Genomic DNA, 26,531 nt, shown 5'->3' with positions numbered 1-26,531 from the left:
AATCACTGGGCTGGCTTGAGGATTTCGAAGAAGTTTGTCGCTTAAATTAGTTGTTTAGCCCGGTTTTTGGCGGTTATCACGCCTTGGCCGGCATCATATTACTGGTCAAGATGTCCCCCGAGCAGTAGACAAATGATTCAACAGGGAGTGAATACATGGAACATGCACCTTGCATCAGTCAGATCGCCACACTACTGGCTGACCCGAAGCGTAGCGCGATGATGTGGGCCTTGATGGATGGGATTGCCCGGCAATCGGAGGAGCTGGCATTGTTGGCCGGTTTGTCGCCGTCCTCGGCCAACGCCCATCTCGGGCGTTTGTTCAGCGGTGGACTGTTGAAGATCGAGGAGCGCGGACGCAAGCGGTTCTACCGGCTGGCCGCGCCCGAAGTCGGGGCGGCGGTCGAGGCATTGGCCAGTGCCACCCTGGCCAGTTCGCCGGGCAACATTGCCCAGGTATTCAAGCGCACCAGCGCGCTGGCCAAGGTCCAGGCAGCCCCGTCGTCGCTGCTGCGCGCCCGCCTCTGCGAAGAACATTTTGGCGGCACCCTGGCGGCTGATCTGTTTCAGCGTCTACTGGATTCCGGCTGGATCGAACAGTTGGACAAACGCATCCTGGTGACCCACAAAGGTGCCAATCAACTGGCCAGCCATGGGGTTTTCGTTCAGGCATTGGCCCACAGCAGCACGCAGGTGGCCTGTGCCTGCCCCGACTGGAGCGAGCGTCGGCCGCACCTGGGGGGCACGTTGGGGGCCGCGTTGTTGCAGTTGTTCATCCAGTCCGGTTGGCTGAGTGTGTCCGGTGATTCACGGGCCTTGCAGGTGACCCCGACTGGTGTCCGGGAGCTGGATCTGTTCGGCAAGGCGCCTGAGCTGGAAATGGCCCTTTAATCGCCGGTGTGATCGACGTCTGGCGCCTCAGGTTCAGACGTCGCTCAGGGCTGTTGCCAGGTCGTATCCAGCAATCCTCCATCCCGGCGTTCGCGCACACTCGATCCGGGGACTTTCGGATTGGGGAGCAGGGCATGGATACACAAGGCTACAGTGCGGCGGAACGGCTGGAACGGTTACCCATCAGCGGGTATCACCGAGTCATCTTCATCATCATTGCCCTGGCGTTTTTCTTCGACTCCATGGACCTGGCCATGATGACTTTCCTTTTGGGCTCGATCAAAGCCGAGTTCGGCTTGAGCACGGCACAGGCCGGGTTACTGGCCAGCTCGAGCTTCTTCGGTATGGTCCTGGGAGCATCGTTGTCCGGCATGCTGGCCGACCGTTTCGGACGCAAGCCGGTGTTCCAGTGGAGCATCGTGTTGTGGGGGATCGCCAGCTACCTGTGTTCCACGGCGCAAACCGTCGAGACCCTGACCTTGTTCCGTATTCTGCTGGGGATTGGCATGGGCATGGAGTTTCCGATTGCCCAGTCGATGTTGTCCGAGCTGATTCCGGCCAAGCGTCGCGGACGTTACATCGCCCTGATGGATGGCTTCTGGCCGCTGGGGTTTGTCGCGGCGGGGGTGTTGTCGTATTTCCTGTTGCCCGTGATCGGTTGGCGCGACATCTTCCTGGTGCTGGCGGTACCGGCGGTGTTTGTGTTGGCGATCCGCTTCTTCATCCCCGAATCACCGCGCTGGCTGGAGCAGGCGGGGCACGTTGATGCCGCCGACAAGGTGCTGTTGCGGATCGAGGATAAAGTCCGGGCCTCCCTGGGACGCGCCGATCTGCCGACGCCGATTCGCCTGCCCAGGGCCGAGCACCGTCCCGGCAACTTCTTCAGCGCCTTGGGGCAGATCTGGTCGCCGCTGTATCGCCAGCGCACCCTGATGATCTGGAGTGTCTGGTTCTTTGCCCTGCTTGGCTTTTACGGCCTCACGTCCTGGCTCAGTGCACTGCTGCAACAGTCCGGTTTTGCCGTGACCCAGTCGGTGTATTACACGGTGCTGATTTCCCTCGGCGGGATTCCCGGGTTCCTCATGGCGGCCTGGCTGGTGGAGCGCTGGGGGCGCAAGCCGGTGTGCGTCATCACGTTGCTGGGCGGTGGGGTGATGGCGTTTTTGTATGGGCAAAGCGCGGTGTTTGGCGGCAACGTCAGCCTGCTGATCGGCACGGGGCTGTTGATGCAGTTCTTCCTGTTCGGCATGTGGGCGGTGCTGTACACCTACACCCCGGAGCTGTACCCGACTTCAGCGCGGGCCACGGGGTCCGGATTTGCCTCGGCGATTGGCCGCGTGGGTTCGTTGCTGGGGCCGTTGGTGACGGGGCTGGTGTTTCCTGTCACCGGGCAGGGCGGGGTCTTTGCGTTGGGCGCGATGTGCTTCGCTATTGCCGCGGTGGTGGTCTGGGTGTTCGGGATGGAGACGCGGGGCAAGACCCTGGAGGAGTTGACCGAAGCCGTCTGAAAAGATCGCAGCCGGGCAGGCTGCGATCTTTTGCGTTCAGGGTTTTACCAGGCGCGCATCCAGGCTGTTCTGCGCCAGGCGTTTGGCCTGGTCCTGGGTCATGCCCAGGTCGGTGTACAGCGCGTGGAAGTTCTCGGTCACATAACCGCCAAAGTACGCCGGGTCATCGGAGTTCACCGTGACCTTCACCCCACGCTCGAGCATGTCGAGAATGTTGTGCTGGGACATGTGGTCGAACACACAGAGCTTGGTGTTGGACAGCGGGCAGACGGTCAGCGGGATCTGCTCGTCGATGATCCGCTGCATCAGGCGCTCGTCTTCGATGGCGCGCACGCCATGGTCGATGCGCTGGATTTTCAGCAGGTCGATGGCTTCCCAGATGTATTCCGGCGGGCCTTCTTCACCGGCATGGGCGACGGTCAGGAAACCTTCGTGACGGGCACGGTCGAACACGCGCTGGAACTTGCTCGGCGGGTGGCCCATTTCGGAACTGTCGAGGCCGACAGCGACAAAGGCGTCACGGAACGGCAGTGCCTGGGTCAGGGTCTTCTCGGCTTCTTCTTCGCTCAGGTGGCGCAGGAAGCTGAGGATCAGGCCGCTGGTGATGCCCAGTTGCTGCTCGCCGTCTTTAAGCGCGCTGGCGATCCCGTTCAGTACCACTTCAAAGGGTACGCCGCGGTCGGTGTGGGTCTGTGGGTCGAAGAAGGGTTCGGTGTGAATCACGTTCTGCGCCTTGCAGCGCAGCAGGTAGGCCCAGGTCAGGTCGTAGAAGTCCTGCGAGGTGCGCAGCACATCGGCGCCCTGGTAATAGAGGTCGAGGAACTCTTGCAGGTTGTTGAAGGCATAGGCCTTGCGCAGGGTCTCGACGTCGCTCCAGGGCAGGGCGATCTTGTTGCGTTCGGCCAGGGCGAACAGCAGCTCGGGCTCCAGCGAGCCCTCCAGGTGCAGGTGCAGTTCAGCCTTGGGCAGGGCGTTCAGCCAATCGTACATGTGCGGTTCTCATCAGGTGCTTATGGCGGGCATTCTACAGATGCCCGTGCAAACATTGAGTAAAACCTGACCAAGCGGTTCAGCCTGGGGCCTGTGGGAGCCAGCCTGCTCCCACAGGGGGCGGGGGGTTACTTTGGCATTTCGGCCTGCATGCCTTCGACGTAGTAGTTCATCGACGCCAGTTCGGCATTGCTCGCGCTTGAGCCCGCCGGGATTTTTTCGCTGCCGGCCTGGTCCTTGATCGGGCCGCTGAACGGATGGAACGCGCCGCTCTTGATGTCGGCGATGATCTGCTCGGCTTCGCTTTTCACTGCGGCGGGCACCAGCTCGCTGATCGGCAGTTCAACGGTGCCCTCTTTCAGTCCACCCCAGTAATCCTGGGACTTCCAGCTGTGATCGATGACGCTTTGCGTGGCCTGGATGTAGTGCGGTCCCCAGTCGTTGACGATCGAGGTCAGCACTGCCTTGGGGCCGAAGTGGGCCATGTCCGAGGCGTAGCCCACGGCATACACGCCGCGGCGTTCGGCGGCCTGGATCGGCGCCGGGCTGTCGGTGTGCTGGAACACCACGTCGACGCCCTGGTCGATCAGCGCGTTGGCGGCATCGGCTTCCTTGCCCGGGTCGAACCAGGAGTTGACCCACACGACTTTGATCTCGGTACCGGGGTTGTACTTGTTCAGGGCCAGTTGGATGGCGTTGATGTCGCGGATGACCTCGGGGATCGGGAAGGAGGCGACGTAGCCGATCTTTTTGCTCTTGGTCATTTTCGCGGCGAGAAAACCGCCGACGTAACGTCCCTCATAAGTACGGGCCAGGTAGGTGCCCAGGTTCTTGTCCTGCTTGTAGCCGGTGGCGTGTTCGAAGGTCACCTGGGGAAACTGCCGGGCGACTTTCAGGGTCGGGTTCATGTAGCCGAAGGAGGTGGTGAAGATCAGGTCGTATTGCTCCTTGGCCATGTTGCGGATCACCCGCTCGGCGTCCGCCCCTTCGGCGACGTTCTCCACATAGTGGCTGCTGATCTGCTCGCCGAATTTCTCCACCAGCGCCTTGCGCCCCTGCTCATGCTGATAGGTCCAGCCGTGATCGCCGATCGGGCCGATGTAGACGAAGCCGACTTTCAGCGGATCGGCCGCACTGGCGGTCAGGCTGGCGCTGAGGCCAAGGGCGGTGACGACGGCGCAAAGCAGCGTATGCAACGGACGTTTGTGCATGAAGGGAACTCCGGGATGTTTTGGGGTTGACCAGGTCAATGCAAATTACTGACCAACAGGACAACTAATGCCGTCGAACCCGGCACAATCCATCGCGGGCAAGCCTTGCTCTTACAGGTTCATGATCGTCCTGGCGGAGCAAGGCCTGCCCGCCAAGGTGCCGGGAAGACCAATAAAGTGCACCCCGCGCACCAACTGCCATGCAACGGTGCGCTAAGGTTCAACGGAACATGGGCGTGACATCGCAGTCAGTCACTCATCGCCAAGGCGTCGCTGGCTTCGGTACAAGGGACCGTTATGCTCACCTTCCTCAAGCAAGAAAAGCTTCTCCTGCTGGCGCTGCTGGCAGCATTGGTCGTCTTTCCCCTGGAGCACTGGTTGCTGCACAGCGGGCAGGTGATTGCGCTGGCCGGCGGCATGGCGCTGATCGCCTTTATCGTGATGGCCTCGATGAGCGTCGCCCATCATGCCGAGCTGCTGGCGGAAAAGGTCGGTGATCCCTACGGCACCATGATCCTGACCCTGGCTGCGGTGCTGGTGGAGGTGGTGATCCTGGCGATCATGATGAGCAACGAAGCCTCGCCGACCCTGGTGCGCGATACCATCTACTCGGCGGTGATTTTCTAGACACACTCCGCTTTGGTGTCAAAGCCCTTAGGCTTTGACCTGCTCTTGCTCTTGCTCTTGCTCTTGCTCTTGCTCTTGATGGGGAAGATTAAGATGTGTATTTGATTGGGAGTGCTCTTGCCTCGTCCTTCCTGACACACCTCTATCTATGGCATACCCCGGAAGCCCGGAAATTTTTCTGAGCCTGTATCTGACTCTGCTCGAGATCTATGGATATTCGAGGATGAACGGCATGGTGTGTCCATTGTCTAGAAAGGTGCTCTCCGTAACCCAGTGACGACAGGGTAATCCAGAGCCTACGGAGGGAGCGTATGCGGGGCATTAGCATCGGTATGCATTAGGTTGGTGGGGGAACAGAATAAATCAACGCAAGGAGCCTTAGATGGCCGGCAGTAGCTTGTTTGCACTATTGGATGACATTGCCACACTGCTAGACGACATCTCACTCATGAGTAAAGTCGCTGCAAAGAAATCAGCTAGTGTCCTGAGCGACGACCTTGCTGTGAATGCTGAGCAGGTTACCGGCATGAAAGCCGACCGAGAGCTACCGGTGGTATGGGCTGTATTCAAGGGCTCGTTGAGAAACAAAGCCATCCTTGTGCCTTGTGCTTTGGTGTTGAACGCACTTTTGCCTGCGGCGGTTCACTGGCTGCTCATGATTGGGGGGGCATATCTCTGTTATGAGGGCTTTGAGGCTATCAAGGACAAGATCACGGCTAGACGTGAAGATGGCACAGGGCAACCAAAGAAAACGATGCCTAAGACACCTGAGGAGCTTGCCGCCTATGAAAAGCGGAAGGTTGCAGGGGCTGTAAGAACGGACTTCATTCTTAGCGCCGAGATCATAGTCATCACCCTAAATATCGTTACTGATGCTCCGATGCTCCAACAGGTTTTGACGCTAGCGCTGATCGCGGTGGTCATGACAGTCGGCGTTTACGGCTTGGTTGCGGGGATCATTCGCTTGGATGATGCAGGCCTTGTTCTGCAGAGATCCAACGCTAAGGGTAGATGGGGCTCGATGTTGAGGTCTGTAGGCGGTTGGCTCTTGTCGGCTGCACCGAAGCTGATGAAGGCATTGTCTTGGATTGGGACTGTTGCCATGTTTTTAGTCGGGGGTGCGTTCATTACAGAAGGCATTGGGCCTATGCAGCACTTTGCTGAAAAGCTTGTCGCTGGGGCAGGGTCGTGGGAAACCATCGCAACACTAGCCATTCACAGCCTGGTAGGCGTGTTTGTCGGCTTCGTTTCGGTACTTGTCATTAAGGGCATTGCGATTCTATTTGGTAAAGCATCAACGTAGGCCATGTGAGCTCAACAGGTGCACTCGCTCCCGCGTCATCTTCGGCGGGAATTTGAGAGACTGTGTGAACCGCAAAAACGTTGGCAAACCTTGTGAGAAAACCGCAGGCCTTGCCAAGAGAGTCAGCGCGACGAACATCCTGGTGGCTCGTAAGACGGTACACTCTAGGCATTCTGCCATTACGCCTACCAGCTTTTCTCACGGACACATCATGGATTACAAACGCATCAGAGGAATGGACTCAGGACAACGCCTCGCCTTTGAAGAACTCATATGTCAGCTAGCCAGACGTGAGCAGCCAGCTGCTGATGCAGAGTTTAGGCGAATAGAAGGTGCTGGAGGAGATGGGGGAATCGAGGCGTACTGGTTGCTCAGTGATGGAAGCGAGGTTGGTTATCAAGCTAAATACTATACGAAATCGGCTGATATAAACTGGGCTAACATTGACGACTCCGTGCGGCGAGCCTTGGGAACGCATCCAGGATTGTCCAGGTATATTGTCGCTCTCCCCTGTGACCTGACTGATAAGACTGGCAAGCAAGGTGGCGGCAACACAGGTTGGGAACGCTGGCACTCTCGAAAGGAAACATGGGGAAAGCTCGTTGCGCCGGGAAAACATGTCGACTTTATTGCATGGACGGCCTCAGAGATCACGGATCGACTTACCCATCCGAATGCGGAGGGGTTGCGCAGATATTGGTTCGGCGACGTTGAGTTCTCACCAAAATGGTTTTCCGATCACATTGACCTAGCAGTCAAATCGCTGGACGAAAGATACCATCCTGAAGACCATGTGGAAGTTGGCATTGAAAGAATATTCAAGGTCATATTACGAGACGATAGCATTGTCTCCGAGATCCAGGATCACTTTTCAAAAATACATAAAGCCGCCCAACTTGGAGGCATTGAACAGTCATTCGAAGGCAGCTTAGAGCTTATTGAGAATCTCCACGCCAAAACAATTGACTTGGAGAAACTTAGCCTCGCATTTACTTCAGACGCCTATAGAGTCTGGCCTGTAGCGGCAGCCTTAGAGATAATCGAGTCTATTTCAGAAAGCGTTCATGATCTAGAAAGAATTTTTTGGCGAGCGAAGCAAGAGAAGGCGAAGGAACCAAAGTCCAGCAGCTCCTCATTGGACTATATAGAGTACCGACTGCGAGATCTCAGTGGTGCAGCATACGCCTTCAGATCACTCATCGAGGGTCGATACATTTCTGCGGAATCAGGTCGCAGCATCTTTATATTTGGAAAAGCGGGAACGGGAAAATCGCATCTGCTGGGTAACGTAGCGCAGAACGCCATATTAGAGGGCAGAGCAGTCGTCCTGATACTTGGCCAACAGCTAAACGGCGGCAGCGTTTGGGCTCAGTTCTCAAAGCGCCTGGGAGTCGGAGACATTAATCCTGACGCATTGCTTCAAGCACTGAGTGCCGCCGCAGACGTTACCGGCAAGCGCGGATTGATCCTGGTAGATGCGGTAAATGAGGGGGCTGGATTAACTCTCTGGCGTAATGAGCTTGCAGAGTTCGTGGCAAGAATCGAACGCCACCCGAACCTAACGCTGGCCTTCAGTTGTAGGACTGAATACATTCCTTACATTATCCCTCCTGCGGTAAGTGAGAAGGTTCCGGCGTTCCGAATTCGCGGATTTGAGACACAGGAAGAGCAGTCCAGAGCGGCTCGAATATACTTGGGAAAGCGCGGCATATCTCAACCGAACACCCCATGGTTAGCTGCCGAGTTTGTAAATCCACTTTTTTTGCGTAGCGCCTGCGTTGCTCTTGAAAGGGAAAATCAAAAGTGGTTCCCCAAGGGTTTGGTCGGCACGAAGCAGGTTTTTTCTTTCTATACGAAGAGTATTGCTCGCAACTTGGGTGCCGGTAGGGATGGTAGCGATGAGCTGGTAAGGCCGACGAACCAGGCACTCGCTGCTATTGCATCAGAGATGGCTGCAAACAGACGGGACTATGTCCCGCATAGCGACGCTATACGTATCGTCGATGGGAGGTTCCACGCATACCCGGCACCACCGGGAACCACATGGTTTGAAATTCTCCAGAGAAACGGATTATTCAGGCTTGATCCAGATCCCAGGGAAAGGAGAGCCGATCCTTTTGCCGCCCCTGAAGACATCGTTCGCTTCAGCTTCCAGAGACTTCAAGACCACTTGATGGCCTCAGTGATATTGGAGACGGTAATCAATCCTGCTGATGCACTGAAATCTGGTGCCCTGAAATTCATCCATGATGATGAAAGCATTCATGGTGACTGGGTGGGATTGGTCGACGCCCTGTCGGTGCAACTGCCTGAGCGTTTCAATCAAGAGCTGCTCGATCTGTTGCCAGGCGATATCAATGCATGGGCGAATGATCCAGCAGTCAATGATGCCTTCATAGAAAGTCTTAGGTGGCGCAATAATGAGTCGTTCACCGACCGGACGCTCGAGCTATTCAACGCATTCCTGGAGGTTGAAGATGGGTACTTCGACATTATCATCCAGGTCAGCGCGAGTGCTGGGCACCCCTGGAATGCAGAAGCACTGCATAAGCGGCTAATTGTCCTTGAAATGCCGAAGCGGGACGCATACTGGACTGTGCACGCGAATATTCTCCCGTTAGACGAGGGGGCTACTGCCAGGCGGCTCATAGAGTGGAGCGCTCTCGAGCAAAGTGAGCAGACAGACTCTGAGGTACAGTACCTTTGCGCGATAATCCTCACATGGTTCCTTGCTAGCTCTAATCGGGAGCTGCGGGACAAGGCCACCAAAGCGCTTACCTCCCTGATGATCCGCAACAATTCTCTGTACGCGAAGCTTTGTGATGACTTCGCCGCAGTGGACGACTTGTATATCCTAGAGCGCCTGCACACAGCAGCCTTCGGCGCGTGCTGTGTCAGCAATTGTGAACGGCTTCTGCGCCCCTTTTCTGCGGTGGCCTACAAGGCTGTATTCGACCGAGTGGACGTCCCCGCGTCCATCCTGCTTCGAGACGCCGCCCTTGGCATTATCGAGCTCGCAGCTTGCAAAAACTGCTTGCCGAAAACCGTGGACATTCAGAAGGCCCGTCCACCCTATAACTCGAGAAGCATTCGGCTTTCCGTTACAGAAAATGCGCTCGAGAAGGCTGCCAAGCATGCTGGTGACTCTCAGATACAGAGCTCATGCGCCCAGTGGGGTGGCGACTTTGGCTGCTATGAAATACGACCTCGCGTAACTTCGTTCCTGAATATCTCGCTGAGCACGCCTGAGCCCCTGACCCCCTCTGAAAGATCTGAAATTTTTGAGCAAGAAGTCATCGACCATTGCCCTGAACGCGTCGAACTCCTTGAGATGATGCATGCCTTCACGCCGAACCGTTTCCGCGATCTTCTTCAGCGCCGGCAGGGCACAACTGCACCTGATTACTCTGAAAGCTTTAAGGCGTGCGAGGCACTCCTTCTAAGAATGCTGAGCACAGGTGAAAAGGCAAGGTATCGCAAGGAATATAAGCCGCGATTCAATGCCCCCGAGGAGCGGCCTGACCAGCTACCGCATATCGATGTGACTGCAGCCCAGCGCTGGGTCGCAAAGCGTGCCTATGGCCTCGGTTGGACGAAGGATTTGTTCCCCGAAGATCGGAGCAGGCGTCATGATTACAGTCGGGACAGACCGTTGGTTGAGCGTATTGGTAAGAAATACCAGTGGCTGGCTTTGGATGAGCTTCTCTGCAGCCTTGCGGATAACAAATGGATGTCCGAACGCGCCCTCCATGGATCGCGTCAGTATGCTGGGCCTCTCGATGTAGGTTTCCATCGAGACATAGATCCGACAATCCTACTAGCCTCCGAAGAGGCGCCGAGCCCGGAAGATTCCATTCCCAGATCCGAAATCACCATGCGACATACCTCAGAACAGGAACTCGGGAAGTGGCCTTTCGAAGAGGATCCGGCTTTGGGTATGGCAAGCCTTGTCAGCAGGACGGATGCGAAGGGCCGGGCCTGGATAGTCCTACATGAGCATCGGTCGGTATCAGAGCGGTACAAAGATAAGTCCAGCCGCGAGCATGGGCTTAGAAAACAGGAATGGCGCTTTTTACTGCCGGTAATCGTCAAGCGTGAGGATGAGCAGAGACTCATAAAATACATCCGTATGGAAAAAGAGGTTCGAGTAGACAACTGGTCAACCCGAAATGCGACGGACGATGGCTATCTGCTGGAAGCCCCTTGGCGTTCGACGTGGGATCAAGAGCAGTGGTCAACCATGGACTTTCACAATATTGGTGAGGTTGAGATTGCCTACCCGTGTTTCCGTTACCACTGGGAGTCTCATCTAGATGCGTCTCTGAACGACGGCGCTCACGCTCTGATACCTGCACCCTGGCTCGCAAAACGACTAGGGCTGACGCCGCATCAGTCCAACTCAAACATATACGCTGACAGCTCTGGCAGAACACTTTTCGTCAGCGGGCAGAGTCCTGACGACGGCTCTCATGCTTTTATAGATCAGGGTCTGTTTGACTCCTTTCTCGAGGAAGACGGTCTGTCCTGTGTATGGATTTTTGTCACAGAGCGGGGCGCTTGGCCAGGCGGTGGAAACAGCCATGCCTCCTGGCGTCGATCTGAAGGGGTCATTTGGTTTAGCAAGCGCGCCCCACAGCTGCAACATTGGAAAAGGGATATGGACAAGGGAGAGCCAGGAGAGGTATCCGACCTGGATTCCTGAATCAGGGGCAGCCGGAGTGGTCACCGGGTCGAGGTTCGGCATTAGTTAGCTGGGCCAGCTTCGACTTGATGACTGATGACGGTTCGAACAGTGCGTAGCCAAACAGGAAGTAGCTCATGTCTAACAGGAAGAAAAAGCCAAATCGCTCCGGGAAAGTTACATCGTCACTGGCAGATCACAAAAGGGTTGGCAAAGCGCTCATACCCCCCATTATGCAGATCACAGGGTTGAGCTTCTCGTCATGGGCGAACAATCGCCTACCGGAGATGCTTTGGGCCTGCCTGGTCATTACCGTAATTCCCCGTGAAGAGGCAATCGAGGTTTTTCGGGACATCGCTTCCATCGGCATTCGCTATCGACGTGATGATGATCGTGAACAGGAGCCAAAAGAAGCACTGGGCTGGACGCTTCGCCACTCTGATTTGCCGAACCAGCCGAGAGAACTCTTCGACGCCCTCGTGAGCCGGGTGCTCCGCTGCCATTCAGGCTTGCAAGCGTTGCGTCCGTTACTGCTCCTCGAGAACCTTCCAGGTCGAGACTGGTGGAAAGCAGCACTCGCTGCTGAAGCAACCGAGGACGACTGGCAGACCCTTGGCCAGGCGGCACTGAAAACCTTTGACCACCAGTCCCAAGAAGCAACGGATGTGCGCTGGTTAAGCGTACTGTTCAAGCTAGGGCTAGGGGAAATCTTCGTCATGGAGGAGATGAGGGAGCGGATTCAGGAAATTATCGAATATCCACACCGGGGAGATATGAGATCAGTCCGACCCTCCATTAGATCCATGGAAATGGCTGTAATCAGCCTTAAACCGGATCAAGAACCTAGCCTCTGGCCCGAATTATTTTGGGCTTACACACTGGAACATACCCACTGCCTCCCAGCTCCGTTGGAGGCCAGAGGTGAATCTGCCCATGACCCCAAAATCTTGGGCAAGACGATCAATGATGTCCGTGAAGGTTTACTGGCTCACTGGTTCACGAGCTTGAGCACCACTGGCCTGAATCAGAAACATGATGGCGTTTTCGGGTTCGGGTTCTTCGCTCTCGCCTGCTTAGCCGAAATGAGCATGGGGCCGTTGAGCTCAGCCATTACCGGAAGGCTACTGCTTCGATCTCTCACTGAGTGCAGGATCTCGCTGGCTTATCTAGTACGCTGTGGGAACGACGAGATGTGGAAAAAATTCCGCTCCTATGGCGCCGGCCAAGCCAAGCTGGCACTGCTCAAGCACGAGGAGATGGCCGGTCAGAAGGCTCGGTTTGTGACCCAACAGGCTTTGGAAACCTTGGCGAACGAAGACTACTTCCAAGAGTACGTGGAGATCGATCTGGGCCATTGGGCCGGTAAAGATCTTCGCAGGCTAGCAGAGGAGTCAGGCACGAAGGATGACTACGACAGGTACTACGGTTGGGCCTCGGGCTTCGTCCATGGACAATGGGGTGCAATAAGGGACAGTAACTTCACTCACTGTCTGAACCCTCTCCATCGGTTCCATCGCATCCCACTGCCATACCACCGGATGCTGGAACCTACCATCGCTGATGCGCTGCACTTAGTAAATGCCATTCTTGCTGACGTGAACACTGCGTATCCTGGATTTGATACGCGCTTCGAGATCGAGGACGCACCAAGGGATGAGGAGAATAATGCAGCGGCTCCCAAAGAGCCTGCATAGGATGAGGTTTGGGAATAAACAGGATTGATCTGCAGGTTCATAATGATCCCGAATCGGTACATTAAGCCTATAAAACTGGCTTAGTGTCCCTTTCGGGCACATTACACGGCCCCTTCATCTCGAGCCGTGCTTGTCATTGCTTGGACAACTCATCCAGGGGTACGAACGCAGCGCCAGTTTCTGCAGCAGCTCTAACCTTCCGGTCAATTACCTCCGCAATGGGTATCCGCCGTCCCAGTGCTTTGTAGATATCCTCGCCGGACATGCAGATCACCTTTCGGCCTCTGCCAAATGCGTGGAGGCCTTCTTGGGTGAATCCGCCATAGCTGATGAAAACACCACGCGCCCAGGCAGCCTTTTGATCGAGTTTGCCTTGAAACGTGTGTAGCTCAGCTGCTCCAATCGGATCTCTGACCCACTTGGCCTCGATCAAATATGTTTCGTTTCCTAGCTGGAAGCTGCCGTCTATTTGCTCGCCAACCAGGCTAAATGGCGAACGCGCCTGGAGCCTAGAGGAATCAAAAAGCTCTTTGAGAAATCCTTCGAATTCATATCCACGCTTCTGCGGAGAGAGGACGCGCAGATCGTACAGGCGCTGCTTCAAAGCATCGAGGACTTGGCCCTGATCAATGACCGTTGCTGCAGCGAAAGGATTTCGTACCACTTGGGCGTGCTGCCCTGGCGATCTTACGGACTTGAGCAGGGAGACGAATCGCCCCTCAGCGTTCACGACGGTTTCCTCAGCCTTGGTCTCCTCTCGCATAGATTGCCGATACTTCCAGAGAGCTTCGAGCACTCGAGCTACCGTAGGGTGATCGGCGTTTTGAAGTAGGTATCTGACACGTCTGGCCTTGGAGGTGCCGTCCTTGGAAAACATCTCGTGCGAGATGTCGATTTCAAGCTCCTCCATGAAGAATTCGTCCATCGTGCGGTTGGAAAAGTCGAGAACGTATCCTCCACCCATGTCGAAGATCGAGTCCAAAAACCGCATCTCAGTCGATTTGAAGTTCGCCACGCCTTTCCTCAATTTTCACTTGCTCAATATCTGATACCGAGCCCAAATCCCGTTGAAAAAATCAGCTGCCAATATGCCCCCGAAACGGTGGTCACGCAGTGCCCTGAATCGATGAGGCAGCCCAATCTTTCGGAACCATCGTAGACGCTCCGCAGATTGCCATGCTAATTTCTACGCCTCTGATCTCCCTGGATCAAACGGTCGGCTCGTGAAGGCTCAAGTGCCACAGGTTGCGACACCTCTTTATCGCACGCATTTCGACGATAGTCAGCGGGCAGCCGACACCCTGGCTGCTCGGAGATTCGCATGCGCATTCCTGTTTATCCTGACGATCTAATCAGCAACCGAGGCTTCAAAAGCTTAGCCAAACAGCTACGCAATTTGTTGCACGGCCCATCGAGAGTACAACTCGCGTTCGCTCAAAGCCTTCTGGCTAGGGGCTTGGGTTATCAGGACTATCACGATCTCGAACAGTGTGCGAAGTCCGGCTCGCCCGAGTCGCTGATGGCTACGCCAGATACTGCAAAACTCGCGATCCTCTCAAGTATTCAAGCTGCGCTTGAGGCAAGTGAGGTGACCACCGACGAACAACAACTCAGACATTTTGTGGGCTCGTCTGCTTTCTCCTATCTGATGGCGTTCAAACGGAACCGCAGGGGCCGCCTGCCACTGCCAACTAGAGGCGTTCCAACGAGCGAGGATTTGCAGGCGTTGGAGCGTGCTATCAACGCCTCCGTAAGCTTGCGAGACCAGGCGCTGTTTTCATGCATGCGGGCGGGCGTGCGCCCAATAGAGTATCTAAGCTCGATTTGTCACAACGGAGGCGGCGCTTACCGGGTTTACAAAACCTGGCGCAGTGCTGGCAGAAACTTCAGCTATGTAGGTCTGCCCGCAACAACTCACGGGTCAGTCGCTCGGTATCTAAATGCCGAAAAACTCTCAGAAGGTGACTGGCTTTTCCCTTCTGCTCGACGCCCAGAGCACCCTATGTCTTTATTTGAGCTCGCTAGACTGCTGTCTAAGTGGTCTCGGGATGCTGGCATCATTGATGGGGCTGTCACTCTGGTAGGCATCCGGGTAACTAGCGATGCATTCCAGCAGATGTGGGAAGCTCGGAAACCTCGTTAGCTCGTATCTCATCCGGACAATGCTGCAGATCGAAGCTTGTGTTAGCAAAGATCAACTTAAGTCCGGCTCCAAGGAATGCTCATTATGACCAGTACGCCAGCTCTGCAATTGAGGAAAGCTCAGCACGTTGTTGTCTTCACAGGCGCTGGTGCATCAGCTGAGAGTGGCATCCCGACTTTCAGAGACGAATTGACGGGACTATGGGAGCGCTTCGATCCAGCGCAGCTCGCCACCAGCGAAGCATTCCGAGCTGATCCATCACTGTGTTGGGGATGGTACGAATGGCGCCGGCATAAAGTTCTGCAGGCGCAGCCAAACGGTGCTCATCTCGCTATCGCCGAACTAGCTATGCATGTGCCCAAACTGACCGTGGTGACCCAGAACGTTGATGACCTCCATGAGCGCGCTGGTAGCCAGGATGTGATTCATCTGCACGGCAGCTTGCATTCGCCTCGGTGCATCGATTGTGGCCTGGCGCATACCTTGCCTCTTACGTCTGAAGCCCAGCCTGAAGATGGAAGTCGGATTGAGCCGCCGCGATGCAGTGCGTGTGATGGGTATGTTCGACCTGGCGTCGTTTGGTTTGGTGAGATGCTGCCAGAGGATGCATGGGGCGCAGGGCTCGCAGTTGCGCAGGAGTGCGATGTGTTCCTGTCGATTGGAACGTCCGGGGTTGTCTATCCGGCAGCAGAGCTTCCGTTACGCGCTTTGGGACAGGGGGCGACTGTCGCACACATCAATCCTGTGCGCTTCGATGTCAGCAGCCAAGAGCACTTTCTCGAAGGCCCCGCCTCTGTGATGATGCAGAGCCTTCTTCGTGAGGCGTTCGGCAACCATCCTGATTCGTAGTCGCCGGCGATCCACATCGTTTTTGCTTGGGCTTGGCCCTATGGGCACGGCTGACGTGAACCAAACCCTGGCTGCGCCAGGTTTCGGCCCTGCGGGCTTACATCCTCAAGTCTTGGGCCCAGAGGGCCAGCGCGCTCCGCTTGCGCTCGATGCTTATGCTACTACTTGGGAGGAGCCACTGCGTGCCTACAATGGCTACTTTCGACTGATTGAGTTTGGTCAGCGCAGGCAGAAGTCGACCATAGTGGCCGTCATCTAGTGCTCAAAGTTCGCCCAAGGCCTGATTAGCTGTGAACTGGGCAACCACTTCTGGATAGATTTTTTGAACCTCTGTGATCTTCAGATTAAATTGTCCCAAGGTCGAGTAGGGGTACGGTTTGCTGATGCCCTCAAACCAAGTGATCACAAAAGGAGCATGAACTTTTAGGCTCTGGTCATGCCCTGAGTCTGAGCGGGAAACGGAGGCAAAATTGTACTTTTCCAGGATTGCCCATTGCTCGCGTGTGGTATCAAAGGTGGCATCTGGGTCTGGGTGATAGCCGCCAGTTGCAAGGAAGAGCACCGAAAGCGTTTCACGTGTCTCGGCCAGATCGGCCCCGTAATTGCGAGACGCAGCCTCCAAAATACCGGTAATCACTGCGGCGCCCTCTGGCGTGTACTTAACTACGTCAGATCCATAGGAAAGGTCGTTAGAGATGGGGTCATGGAGGTAACCCATCCGAATGAGGTCATGCTTCGCAGAATACATGCCATCTGGGCATGCACTGGTCATGGAAAAGCGCATGCAGTCCGATTCTAGGCTGTACAGCAATAACCCAAGGGCCAAGCAGGAAATCTCCTGCTTCGGAGGCGGCGTTTGTACTCGAGCTGGAAAACCAGCATCAGGAAATCGCTCGGGTGCCACCAGTGAAAGGCTAGCGAGACCGCGTGCACTGGGGCGAAACCGCCTACTGATGCCCGGGCCTTTGAAGGCCTCTTCAAATTTTGCCTGGCCATACAGTGTTATCTCCATCAATCCGGCTTTTACCATGTACTGGAGTTCTTCACCGTAATAGGAAGTAGAAGCACCTTGAGTAAGGATATTAATCTGTGAATCGGTTAGCGGCTGTGTCTTGACGTAATGCTTGGTCATACGCAGAAGTCCTTGAAGATAGGCTCTTTACATTAATGGTGATTTTGCGTTCATTTGCTGCTCAATTGTTACTTGAGTGGGTGGCATGTCTCAATCATCGGCAAATGCATCGAGCGCAGCGAGCAGTTTGGCTAGCTCAGCAAGGTCGGAAGTGACGATGTCATATTCTCCTCGACTACTCAGCCGATACACATCGCGCGCTTTTTTAACGCGTTCGAGAAGAGGGACGACGATTCCGGATGCCCGCTCTAGGAAGTCATTGATGTCCGCACGTGTCTGGGGGATTTTGTAACCCTTCGCCGCACTTGTGATGATGACGTCTGCATCGCGGAGTTTGGCAATGCCACTGGAGCGGATTCTCTGGCCGTTGACCTCTCCCAGTCCGCTATCTTTTAGATGGGCCATGATCTCCGTAGTCAGCACGTAATCCTTGGTGACGAATTCGCTCTGGAATCTCAAAAACCGCAAAATGCTTAGCTGCAGTCGCTCATCTTCATCGGGGTGGTCACCTACCCGCTCGCTAAAACGGTCGGCTTGGCGGAGAGCCTCCTGGTGTACCTGGTAGTCAGCATATCCAGACTCATTCGTAGGCGGTGGCAGAAGGGACTGGTACTTGGATGGCCACTCAAGCATTCCAAGAGTCAGGCTGCGGAGGATTTTCTTGTAGGCAAGAACTGCTTCTTCCGAAGCTTTCTCTTCGTAGATCTGAGCGACTGAGCCAGCGAAGAAATCTGCAACCTGAACCAAAACGTTGTCCTTACTGGCCATCGTCTGGAAGGCATCCTTATCGCCAAATAGGTCGTCCACGAATCGTTCTGCAACGTAGCTTTTGAGGCTCTCCTGAAATTCCTGGCCACCATGCTCGTCTACTATCATCTGGAGGTCAGGGTATGCGCGAAACAAACGTTCATAGAGCAACCCGTTCACGTATTTTATGAACGAGGTCTTGATACGGAGGCCGCCGTCTTTGTGAATTCGGGACTTATCAACGACGGTGAAATAGAGCTTGAATGGCAGCTCAGCTAGCTCGTTGAGGATTCGGGCACGGCGATCTGAATCTTTGGGCTTAAGATTGCTAGATTTGATCTCGCCTGTTTGAAAATGACGCGTGCGGAGTGCTTCAGCTTGGGCATAAGCAGCTTCCAGATCTTTCTCTGCCACCAGAATGGAGCACACGATGAAGAATCCCGAGCTTCCTCCCTTTGACGTATCAAGGTCGGAATTCCCGGACTCATCCACGAAAGCATATGTTCTGTCCATGAGCTTGCTCCATCAACAACGTACTGAGCGCGGTGGGTCGCCCAATGGCAAGGTGGCGAACTTAGTTCGTCGCAGTGGTACTGCCTGGAGCGGGGCCTTCGCTGAATGTGTAGTTGATGACCACGTCATTTCGGATCAAGACGTCGAGAGTTTTCTGAGTGCCCGTAGTCGTCACCTTCATGGTGACCACGTAGCTTTGGGCATGGGCTGAGCCAGTGGTGTAGGTGTAGATCCACTTTTCGTCAGTCTCGCTGACAGCACTCTTGGCGTAGGGCTCACCAAACAGGGACTTCAACTCAATAGTCGTCGTTTTGCCTTTGGTGATGCTCGCTACACTGGCCGACGGAAAGTCTCGCCCTGCGGTGTAGTGGGACGTAGCGCAACCGCCAAGTGCGACACAGATCCCCATTACTGCGATGAGCTTTTTCATATCCATCCTTGATCGTAGAAAGCTCCAAATCTAGCTGGCGTCGAGGCTAAAAGCCATCACCAAGGTGATCAGCTACTTTCGTGCATTCGCAGATAATGCTTTGCACATGTAGCAAGCCGAGCTAGGGCAAAGCCCCCTGAACTGCTCCGTCTGAGAAATAAGAGGTGGCGCAGAGCCTCGTTGATTTACTGCATAGCCCTGCTGCTTAAAAAAGCCTGAAGCAGTTGTTGTCAGCAAATGAAATCGAGCGATTCCCTGCTCGGCGGCTTTCGCTTCAATGACCCGAAGCACCGCGACACCGACCCCCTTCGATCTGAATGTCGACACTACGACCAGAGAACGCAACAACCCGTCCGTACCATGCGTTTCGAATCCTCCCCATGCGACCGTCTCGCTATCCAGTGTGAACTCAAAAAAGGTTCGGCCTGGAAGATCAATATCGTCTGCTGGAAGGTCAGCAAATTTCAGCGCATCGCGAAATCGCTGCGACTGCCCTCCGGCTATTTCCGTTGCCTGGATCATCATATCCCCCTCCATCCTCTCATCTCCGCTATGCCGACACGCATGGAACGTTAGGGCACATGCCGAAACAGCAGACATCATATTCGCTTTACCGAATATTCGCCAAAGCGTATATTCGATTTTTCATATGTATCGAGCTCCACCATGAGCCCTGCTATCAAAGTGCTTTTCGTGTGCGTTGCCAACTCGGCCCGCTCCCTGCTTGCAGAGGCTTTGCTGCGGCACACCGACTCGCGCTTAGAGGCCTTCAGCGCAGGATCTGAACCGTCTGAGGTTGATCTGCGCACGATTCAAGCATTGGAGGCGGTTGGAGTCGATGCAACGGGCCTGCGCAGCAAGTCCATCAACGAGTTTCAAGCTGATCGATTCGATTACGTAATCACTCTTTGTGATAAATCCGCAAGCGAGTGCCTTACCAATGCCCAATGCAGGTGAAGTCATTGCCTGGGATTTTCCTGACCCAGTAACTAGCGATGATCCTGGCGCATTTCGCCATACGCTCCACGACATCCACGAGCGCATCAAGCTCTTCGTTTTGGTCAAGACCAAACACCTGGAGGATCTATGACAGAACCCATGAACCCCACCACCTTATTCAAGTGCCTGGCGGATGACACCCGAGCAAAAATTTCGCTGCTTGTCGTGAGTGAAGGTGAGCTGTGTGTATGCGAGCTAACTGCAGCACTCGACCTGAGTCAGCCGAAGATTTCTCGTCATTTGGCGCTGCTGCGTTCTGCCGGTTTGTTGTTGGATCGTCGCCAAGGCCAATGGGTGTACTACCGACTGAATCCTGATTTGCCCGCGTGGGTGACTGCAGTTTTGAAGGAAGTGGTAGACGCCAATCAGCAATGGCTGGAAATCGAGGCTAAGCGCCTCTGCGGCATGAACGACCGTCCGATCAACCAAGCCGTGTGTAGCTGATTCACGCCCAACCGGATTAATGAAATGCTGATTGCCATATTGATCTTTATCGCCACCATCGTCCTTGTCATCTGGCAGCCCAAGGGGCTTGGGGTTGGCTGGAGTGCGATGTTCGGTGCCATCGTGGCGTTGCTGGCAGGTGTCGTTACCCTTGCCGACATACCAGAGGTTTGGCGCATTGTCTGGAATGCCACTGGGACTTTCATCGCGGTCATCATCATTAGTCTGCTGCTTGATGAGGCAGGCTTTTTCAAGTGGGCTGCGCTGCATGTGGCCCGATGGGGAGGCGGGAGCACCCGCAAGCTGTTCGCACTTATCGTCCTGCTGGGCGCAGCGGTGTCGGCCCTGTTCGCCAATGACGGAGCAGCATTGATCCTCACACCCATTGTGATCGCGATGTTGTTGGCGTTGCGTTTTTCTCCTGCGGCTACTTTGGCATTCGTCATGGCCGCCGGTTTTATTGCCGATACGGCGAGCTTACCGCTGGTGGTTTCCAACCTAGTCAACATCGTTTCTGCCGACTACTTCGATATCGGCTTCAACGAATATGCATCGATCATGGTGCCGGTAAACATCGTCAGCGTGGCGGCGACGTTAGCCATGCTGCTGTGGTTTTTCCGCAAAGATTTACCAAAGACCTATGACCTCAACCAACTGGACAATCCGGACGAGGCAATCCACGACCGGGCCACTTTTGTAGCCGGCTGGTGGGTGTTGGCACTACTACTGATCGGCTTCTTTGTCATTGAGCCATTGGGGGTGCCAATCAGCGCCATTGCAGCGATCTGTGCATTCATTCTTTACGTCATCGCGGCTCGTGGTCACGCCATCAACACAAGCAAGGTGCTCAAAGAGGCGCCATGGCAGGTGGTGATTTTTTCTTTGGGTATGTACCTGGTTGTTTATGGCCTGAAGAACGCCGGCCTGACCGACCACATCGCGCAAATCCTGAACGTGTTCGCCGGCTATGGCGTTTGGGGCGCGTCCCTAGGCACAGGGCTGCTAACAGCGTTGCTGTCATCGATCATGAACAACATGCCCACCGTTCTGGTAGGCGCCTTATCCATTCATGCCGCCGAAGTCGATGGTGTAGTCCAGCAAGCGATGGTTTACGCCAACATCATCGGCTGCGACCTGGGCCCGAAGATCACCCCAATTGGGAGCTTGGCAACTTTGTTGTGGCTGCACGTGCTCGCCCGGAAAAATATAACGATCAGCTGGGGTTACTACTTCAAGACCGGGATCGTGCTGACCGTGCCCATCCTCGTCGCCACATTGTCCGCCCTGGCACTGCGCCTCAGTTTTTGAATCAAGGAATCGTCTGATGAAAGTCTTGTTCATGTGCACCCACAACAGCTGCCGCAGCATTCTGTCCGAGGCGCTTTTCAACCACTTGGCGCCCGAGGGTGTAGAAGCCGTCAGCTCAGGAAGCTTTCCCAGTGGCCGGGTGAATCAACGGGCATTGCAAACGCTAGAGGCGGCGGGTATCTCCACGGCGGGCTTGAGCAGCAAGGCTTCGGATGCTTTTGAAGGCTCGCCTCCAGACATCGTGATCACTGTCTGTGACCGGGCAGCGGGTGAGGCATGCCCAATCTTCTTTGGGCCAGCTTTGAAGGCGCATTGGGGTCTGGCCGATCCGTCTGACGCTAGCGGGTCGGAAGCCGAGATCACCGCAGCGTTTGAAACCACACTCGCCAAAATTCACGAGCGCGTGAGCGCATTTCTTGCGCTGCCACTGAAGACCATAATCGCTGAACAGTTGAAAGCTGAACTGAATCGCATCGGTTCGCTTTAAAGATCAACCGAGGCGGTGCCCAACCTGGCGCCGCCGTAGGAGTTTTTATGCAAGACACATTGCCGAACGTACACGCCGACCTGATCGACATTCCGTCGTTGGAGCAACTGGAGCCGCGTACACCGTCACTCCATAAGCCTCGAATCTTGCTTCTGTATGGATCGACGCGAGAGCGCTCTTTCAGCCGGTTGGTGACTCAGGAAGCAGCCCGCTTGTTGGAGGAGTTTGGCGCCGAAACCAAAATCTTCGATCCCTCGGGTTTGCCGTTGCCGGACGATGCTCCGGATACACATCCCAAAGTCGCAGAATTGCGCGAACTCATGCAGTGGTCTGAAGGACAGGTGTGGTGTTCGCCTGAGCGGCACGGCTCCATGAGCGCAGTTTTCAAGGCCCAGATCGACTGGGTTCCGCTTGCGATTGGTGCTGTTCGACCTACGCAAGGAAAGACCCTTGCAGTAATGCAGGTCTGTGGCGGCTCGCAATCTTTCAACGTGGTCAACCAACTACGGGTATTGGGGCGGTGGATGCGCATGTTCACCATCCCAAATCAATCTTCGGTGGCCAAGGCGTTCACCGAGTTCGACGAGGCAGGCCGCATGAAACCGTCCTCGTACTACGACCGACTGGTGGACGTGATGGAAGAGCTGATGAAGTTCACGCTGCTGTTGCGGGGTCGCCAAGACTACTTGGTTGATCGCTACTCCGAGCGTAAAGAGTCAGCTGAAGAGCTGTCCAAGCGCGTCAACCAGCGCTCCATTTAACTCACCGCGAGGAAACGGTATGAGTCAGATCACGATCTATCACAACCCGCAATGTGGCACCTCTCGCAATACCTTGGAGTTGATCCGCAACAGCGGAGAAGAGCCGGTTGTTATCGAGTACCTACAGACCCCACCTGAGCGCACCACGCTTGTCAGGTTGATCAAGGATATGGGTATCGAGGTGCGGGCCCTGCTTCGTATTAAAGGCACTCCCTACGAGGAGCTGGGACTCGGCGACACGTCACTTACTGATGATCAGCTCATCGATGCCATGATGGCTCATCCCATCCTGATCAATCGCCCCATCGTCGTGACGCCTTTGGGTACACGCTTGTGTCGTCCGTCAGAGGCAGTCCTCGACCTTCTGCCGCAGGAGCAGCGCGGCAGCTTCGTCAAAGAAGACGGACAAGTCGTCATTGATGAGCACGGTCGCAGAGTCTGATACGACGACGGTGAGTTGCCGCGATTGAGCCTGGAGGATGCTGGTGAGTCAGAATTCGAAACTTGATGTTGTGGTCATTGGCGGTGGTCAATCTGCGCTGACAGTCGCCTATTTTTTGAAGCGGACAAGCTTGTCTTACGTGATGCTCGATGCGGAGTCGGCACCAGGAGGAGCCTGGCGGCATGGCTGGGATTCGCTGCGACTCTTCTCTCCATCGGCATGGAGCTCGATTGCAGGCTGGCCGATGCCTGCCGTATCAGAAGAAACGCCTCACCGTGATGATGTTATAGACTATCTGACTCTGTACGAGCGTCGATATGACTTCCCCATCATCCGATCCACCAGGGTGACCCGTGTCGAAAAAATCGAAGAAGGATTACGGGTTTTCTCCGGGGATAGAAACTGGGATGCCAAAGCGGTTATCAGTGCAACAGGCACCTGGAGCCGCCCATTTACTCCGAGCTATCCCGGACAGGAGTTGTTCGTTGGGCAGCAGCTTCATTCCGCTCATTACGTTGGGCCGAATGAGTTTGAGGGGAAAACCGTCCTTGTCGTGGGTGGTGGCAACTCGGGAGCCCAGATTTACGCCGAGGTTTCTAAAGTGGCTCAGGCAACCTGGGTAACTCAAGAGGCCCCAAAGTTTCTACCTGATGAGGTTGATGGGCGCGCCCTGTTCGAACGAGCTACTGCTCGATTGAAGGCGCAACAGGAGGGAGTGGAGCCTGAACAGCCCGTTGGAGGGCTGGGCGACATCGTAATGGTGCCATCGGTGAAGGACGCTCGTGAGCGCGGTGTATTGAGCGCAGTACGGCCATTCACGCACTTCACTTCAACAGGCGTTGTCTGGTCATCGGGAGACGAAACAGCGGTGGATGTCGTCATCTGGTGCACTGGGTTTTCTCCAGCGCTCGACCACCTGAACAGCCTGGGCATTGTAGGCCAGGATGGCAAAGTGGCTGTGAACGAAAACCGGAGTGTTGCTTCACCCAGTCTGTGGCTGGTGGGTTACGGCGATTGGACGGGGCTCGCCTCTGCGACATTGATCGGAGTAACCCGCACCGCTCGAGATGTAGTCAACCAAGTCCAAAGCTATCTCACTGGCGAATCCTGATGGCTCGCGACGCAAATCGAGTGTACCTACTGTGATGCGGCTTCAAGCTCAGGAAAGAGGATAGGCTCCAGTGGCGGAGTTGCCTGGCACAGCCCGAGCCGCCAGTAGCCGACGTCGTGCCATTTCCCAAGCTTGAAGCCTACCTCCGGATATGTGCCGATATGGACGAATCCCAGCGACTCGTGCAGCCCCACACTGCCTTCATTGGGCTGTGCGATTCCGGCATAAGCTGCACGAAAGCACTGTTTTTCAAGGATCGGAAGCAAGGTCTCATAGAGTTCACGTCCAACACCCTGACGGCGAGCCGATTCGGCTATGTACACCGTTACGTCAACGGCCCATCGGTATGCCGGACGTGCACGGTGCTGGCTGGCATAGGCGTAGCCCTTGATCTCCCCACCTTCTTCGGCCACCAGGTAGGGATATGTCTGAAGTGTCGTCGCTATTCGCTGAGCGATTTCCTCAGCGCTTGGCGGAATCTCTTCGAACGAGATCGCCGTTGTCGAAACGATGGGAGCGTAAATACGCTGGATAGCTTGTGCATCTGCAACAACTGCAGCGCGAATTGTGACTGGCATGTAAGTCGTCCATGAATAAGAATTTGAACATTACCTTTCCCGGATCAGTTTTCGCCATTCGCCCATTTGAAAAAAAATGCGCAGTCTGAAATCTGATTACCTCACCTAGGGACTTCTCTTTCGTCTAGTTCTAGCTCAGACCGTAGAAGCCTAATCGCGAAATTCAGGTCGCAATGCATGTTCTCAGTTCTGCCCCCTTCGGCTCATCAAATCCATCGGCTGCATCAACAACTCAGCACACTGTAAGCGTGCGCTAAACAACCCGTCCTGACGGAATCGCTTAGCCGACCTCAAAACTCAATGCCGAGTAACCATCCGAGGAGACCTCCCGCCAGGACGACCAGCCATGGAGGAACCTTCCAGAACATCAAAGCCACAAGCGCTATCAGCGCTAAGCCAAAGTCTGCAGGAATCACTATGGCGCTCGTCCAGACTGGGTTATACAAGGCCGCCAGGAGAAGGCCCACAACTGCTGCGTTTACGCCTGAAAGTGCAGCTTGGGTGCGTAAGCTTTTCCGCAGTTGCTCCCAAAATGGCAGCACGCCGATTACGAGCAAGAACGAAGGAGCAAAAATAGCAATGACGCAGGCAGTAGCCCCGAGCCAACCAGAAGGTTGGGCATTCATGGACGCGCCAAGAAATGCTGCGAAGGTAAAAAGCGGGCCTGGTACGGCCTGTGCTAAACCATATCCGGCAAGAAACGTGTCATTGGCTACCCATCCGTTCGGTACGGTCGCCGACTGAAGCAACGGCAGCACAACATGCCCACCTCCGAAAACTAATGACCCAGCGCGGAAGAAGGCGTTTACCACAGCTAATGCTTGTGAGGGCCACAGCTGAACCAGCAATGGCAGACCAACTAACAAGCCGAGGAACACCAGCAAAGACACCACACCGACTTTCCTACTCACCGATACCGGCAAAGACTCCGTAGCCTGGTTCTGATCGGTTCTGAAGAGGATCAATCCTATGATGGCGCCGAAGAAAATCACGCCGATCTGTCCCCAGGCATGCGGCCAAAGGAGTGCAGCATAAGCAGCAAACACGGCGATAGTTATTCGAGGCGCGTCAGTGCACAGACTACGGCCCATACCCCAGACGGCTTGAGCAACGACAGCCACCGCGACAATTTTAAGACCGTGCAAAAGACCGCTCGGAAACGCGCCTCCCCACGCGGACATACCCTGAGCGAATAAAACCAGGATTATTGCCGAAGGCAATGTGAAACCTGCCCACGCAGCGACTGCTCCAAGAAACCCGGCGCGAGATAGTCCTAAACCTATGCCAACCTGGCTACTGGCGGGCCCCGGCAAGAACTGGCATAGGGCAATCAAATCCCCATAACTGCGCTCGCTCAGCCATTGGCGTCGAGCAACGAATTCTTCGCGAAAGTAAGCTAGATGCGCAATCGGGCCTCCAAAAGAGGTGAGTCCTAGTCGCAGGAACACCAGAAAAACCGTCCAAGGGGCGTCAGTCTTGACCACCGTTGCACTACCTTCGGCTGACAATATTCACCCCTCCCAAAATGATTGCGGTACGAAACCAAATACTATGGAGCCAACTAAACATGGGCTAAACGATGGCCTTCCTTAGACATACGAGGCTAACCCTGCGAGTGAATGTGAACTTGGTTTTATAATGTACCAACCTAATCGAAAAGCCAGCTAGAGACCTAAGCGGGTC

General features: G+C 55.2%; 22 protein-coding genes and 2 pseudogenes. 15 read left to right on the top strand and 9 right to left on the bottom strand.

All coding sequences use genetic code 11. The features are described from left to right. Positions 1–155 precede the first annotated feature (155 nt). Positions 156–890, top strand: a complete 735-nt coding sequence (locus H7995_RS00320; protein WP_166590905.1) for an ArsR/SmtB family transcription factor — start codon at positions 156–158, stop codon at positions 888–890. Between the two features lie 134 nt (positions 891–1,024). Continuing rightward, on the top strand, positions 1,025–2,398 hold the full coding sequence (locus H7995_RS00315) for an MFS transporter (protein WP_166590904.1): 1,374 nt from the start codon (positions 1,025–1,027) through the stop codon (positions 2,396–2,398). Positions 2,399–2,434: 36 nt separating this feature from the next. On the opposite strand, the gene H7995_RS00310 is transcribed toward H7995_RS00315, so the two are convergent. Both H7995_RS00310 and H7995_RS00305 read right to left on the bottom strand, forming a co-directional pair. Next, positions 2,435–3,388, bottom strand: coding sequence for an adenosine deaminase (locus H7995_RS00310; protein WP_166590903.1), 954 nt, complete (start codon positions 3,386–3,388; stop codon positions 2,435–2,437). A 128-nt stretch (positions 3,389–3,516) separates the two neighbouring features. Next, positions 3,517–4,599 (bottom strand): BMP family ABC transporter substrate-binding protein, encoded by a 1,083-nt coding sequence (locus tag H7995_RS00305; RefSeq protein ID WP_166590902.1) that lies wholly within the window; start codon positions 4,597–4,599, stop codon positions 3,517–3,519. A 297-nt stretch (positions 4,600–4,896) separates the two neighbouring features. Here H7995_RS00305 and H7995_RS00300 point away from each other — a divergent pair. From H7995_RS00300 to H7995_RS00285, 4 genes and pseudogenes are all read left to right on the top strand, one after another. Continuing rightward, positions 4,897–5,220 (top strand): annotated as a pseudogene (locus H7995_RS00300) (calcium:proton antiporter); the annotation flags it as partial. Positions 5,221–5,608: 388 nt separating this feature from the next. Beyond that, the gene (locus H7995_RS00295; protein WP_185817808.1) at positions 5,609–6,529 is read left to right on the top strand and encodes a DUF808 domain-containing protein; all 921 of its coding nucleotides are present in this window, start codon (positions 5,609–5,611) and stop codon (positions 6,527–6,529) included. A gap of 211 nt (positions 6,530–6,740) precedes the next feature. Beyond that, positions 6,741–11,231: an NACHT domain-containing protein gene (locus tag H7995_RS00290; RefSeq protein WP_185817807.1), complete on the top strand. Its 4,491-nt coding sequence runs from the start codon at positions 6,741–6,743 to the stop codon at positions 11,229–11,231. Positions 11,232–11,347: 116 nt separating this feature from the next. Then, positions 11,348–12,904, top strand: a complete 1,557-nt coding sequence (locus H7995_RS00285; protein ID WP_185817806.1) for a DUF5677 domain-containing protein — start codon at positions 11,348–11,350, stop codon at positions 12,902–12,904. A 133-nt stretch (positions 12,905–13,037) separates the two neighbouring features. Here H7995_RS00285 and H7995_RS00280 read toward each other — a convergent pair whose 3' ends face one another. Next, positions 13,038–13,919 carry a restriction endonuclease gene (locus H7995_RS00280; RefSeq protein WP_342345325.1) on the bottom strand — a complete coding sequence of 294 codons (882 nt, stop codon included), beginning with the start codon at positions 13,917–13,919 and terminating at the stop codon, positions 13,038–13,040. 306 nt (positions 13,920–14,225) lie between these two features. On the opposite strand from H7995_RS00280, the gene H7995_RS00275 reads away from it, so the two are divergent. Together H7995_RS00275 and H7995_RS00270 are read left to right on the top strand one after the other, a co-directional pair. Continuing rightward, positions 14,226–15,047, top strand: a complete 822-nt coding sequence (locus H7995_RS00275; protein WP_185817805.1) for a site-specific integrase — start codon at positions 14,226–14,228, stop codon at positions 15,045–15,047. 84 nt (positions 15,048–15,131) lie between these two features. Next, entirely contained in the window at positions 15,132–15,896 is a 765-nt protein-coding gene (locus H7995_RS00270) for an SIR2 family NAD-dependent protein deacylase (protein WP_185817804.1), read from the top strand. A 262-nt stretch (positions 15,897–16,158) separates the two neighbouring features. Here H7995_RS00270 and H7995_RS00265 read toward each other — a convergent pair whose 3' ends face one another. The 4 genes from H7995_RS00265 to arsN2 form a co-directional block, all read right to left on the bottom strand. Next, positions 16,159–17,028, bottom strand: a complete 870-nt coding sequence (locus tag H7995_RS00265; RefSeq protein ID WP_185817803.1) for a hypothetical protein — start codon at positions 17,026–17,028, stop codon at positions 16,159–16,161. Positions 17,029–17,118: 90 nt separating this feature from the next. Then, entirely contained in the window at positions 17,119–18,288 is a 1,170-nt protein-coding gene (locus tag H7995_RS00260; RefSeq protein ID WP_185817802.1) for a DUF3800 domain-containing protein, read from the bottom strand. A 61-nt stretch (positions 18,289–18,349) separates the two neighbouring features. Further along, complete coding sequence (locus H7995_RS00255) at positions 18,350–18,718, bottom strand: hypothetical protein (protein ID WP_185817801.1); 369 nt, start codon at positions 18,716–18,718, stop codon at positions 18,350–18,352. A gap of 72 nt (positions 18,719–18,790) precedes the next feature. After that, the gene (gene arsN2, locus H7995_RS00250; protein ID WP_244647546.1) at positions 18,791–19,243 is read right to left on the bottom strand and encodes an arsenic resistance N-acetyltransferase ArsN2; all 453 of its coding nucleotides are present in this window, start codon (positions 19,241–19,243) and stop codon (positions 18,791–18,793) included. A 141-nt stretch (positions 19,244–19,384) separates the two neighbouring features. On the opposite strand from arsN2, the pseudogene H7995_RS00245 reads away from it, so the two are divergent. The 7 genes and pseudogenes from H7995_RS00245 (at position 19,385) to H7995_RS00215 (ending at position 24,270) form a co-directional block, all read left to right on the top strand. Further along, positions 19,385–19,808: pseudogene (locus H7995_RS00245) on the top strand (arsenate reductase ArsC). Continuing rightward, complete coding sequence (locus H7995_RS00240; RefSeq protein ID WP_185817799.1) at positions 19,805–20,161, top strand: metalloregulator ArsR/SmtB family transcription factor; 357 nt, start codon at positions 19,805–19,807, stop codon at positions 20,159–20,161. The pseudogene H7995_RS00245 and the gene H7995_RS00240 overlap by 4 nt, the downstream one beginning before the upstream one ends. Before the next feature lie 24 nt (positions 20,162–20,185). Continuing rightward, positions 20,186–21,469: an arsenic transporter gene (locus tag H7995_RS00235; RefSeq protein ID WP_185817798.1), complete on the top strand. Its 1,284-nt coding sequence runs from the start codon at positions 20,186–20,188 to the stop codon at positions 21,467–21,469. Between the two features lie 16 nt (positions 21,470–21,485). Continuing rightward, positions 21,486–21,956 (top strand): arsenate reductase ArsC, encoded by a 471-nt coding sequence (locus tag H7995_RS00230; RefSeq protein WP_185817797.1) that lies wholly within the window; start codon positions 21,486–21,488, stop codon positions 21,954–21,956. A gap of 47 nt (positions 21,957–22,003) precedes the next feature. Beyond that, entirely contained in the window at positions 22,004–22,717 is a 714-nt protein-coding gene (gene arsH, locus H7995_RS00225; RefSeq protein ID WP_054092739.1) for an arsenical resistance protein ArsH, read from the top strand. 19 nt (positions 22,718–22,736) lie between these two features. Next, the gene (gene arsC, locus H7995_RS00220; RefSeq protein WP_185817796.1) at positions 22,737–23,159 is read left to right on the top strand and encodes an arsenate reductase (glutaredoxin); all 423 of its coding nucleotides are present in this window, start codon (positions 22,737–22,739) and stop codon (positions 23,157–23,159) included. A gap of 37 nt (positions 23,160–23,196) precedes the next feature. Further along, complete coding sequence (locus tag H7995_RS00215; protein WP_185817795.1) at positions 23,197–24,270, top strand: ArsO family NAD(P)H-dependent flavin-containing monooxygenase; 1,074 nt, start codon at positions 23,197–23,199, stop codon at positions 24,268–24,270. Between the two features lie 26 nt (positions 24,271–24,296). Here H7995_RS00215 and H7995_RS00210 read toward each other — a convergent pair whose 3' ends face one another. Beyond that, positions 24,297–24,848 carry an arsinothricin resistance N-acetyltransferase ArsN1 family B gene (locus H7995_RS00210; RefSeq protein ID WP_032894875.1) on the bottom strand — a complete coding sequence of 184 codons (552 nt, stop codon included), beginning with the start codon at positions 24,846–24,848 and terminating at the stop codon, positions 24,297–24,299. Positions 24,849–25,138: 290 nt separating this feature from the next. Further along, a complete protein-coding gene (chrA, locus tag H7995_RS00205) occupies positions 25,139–26,332 on the bottom strand; it encodes a chromate efflux transporter (RefSeq protein WP_342345324.1) in 1,194 nt (397 codons plus the stop codon). Between the last annotated feature and the right edge of the window lie 199 nt (positions 26,333–26,531).

This window comes from Pseudomonas kielensis (assembly GCF_014236655.1).
GTDB classification, from domain to species: Bacteria; Pseudomonadota; Gammaproteobacteria; order Pseudomonadales; family Pseudomonadaceae; genus Aquipseudomonas; species Aquipseudomonas kielensis.
Note: the sequence above shows the minus strand (reverse complement) of the source record. Positions and strands in the feature narration are given on the sequence as shown.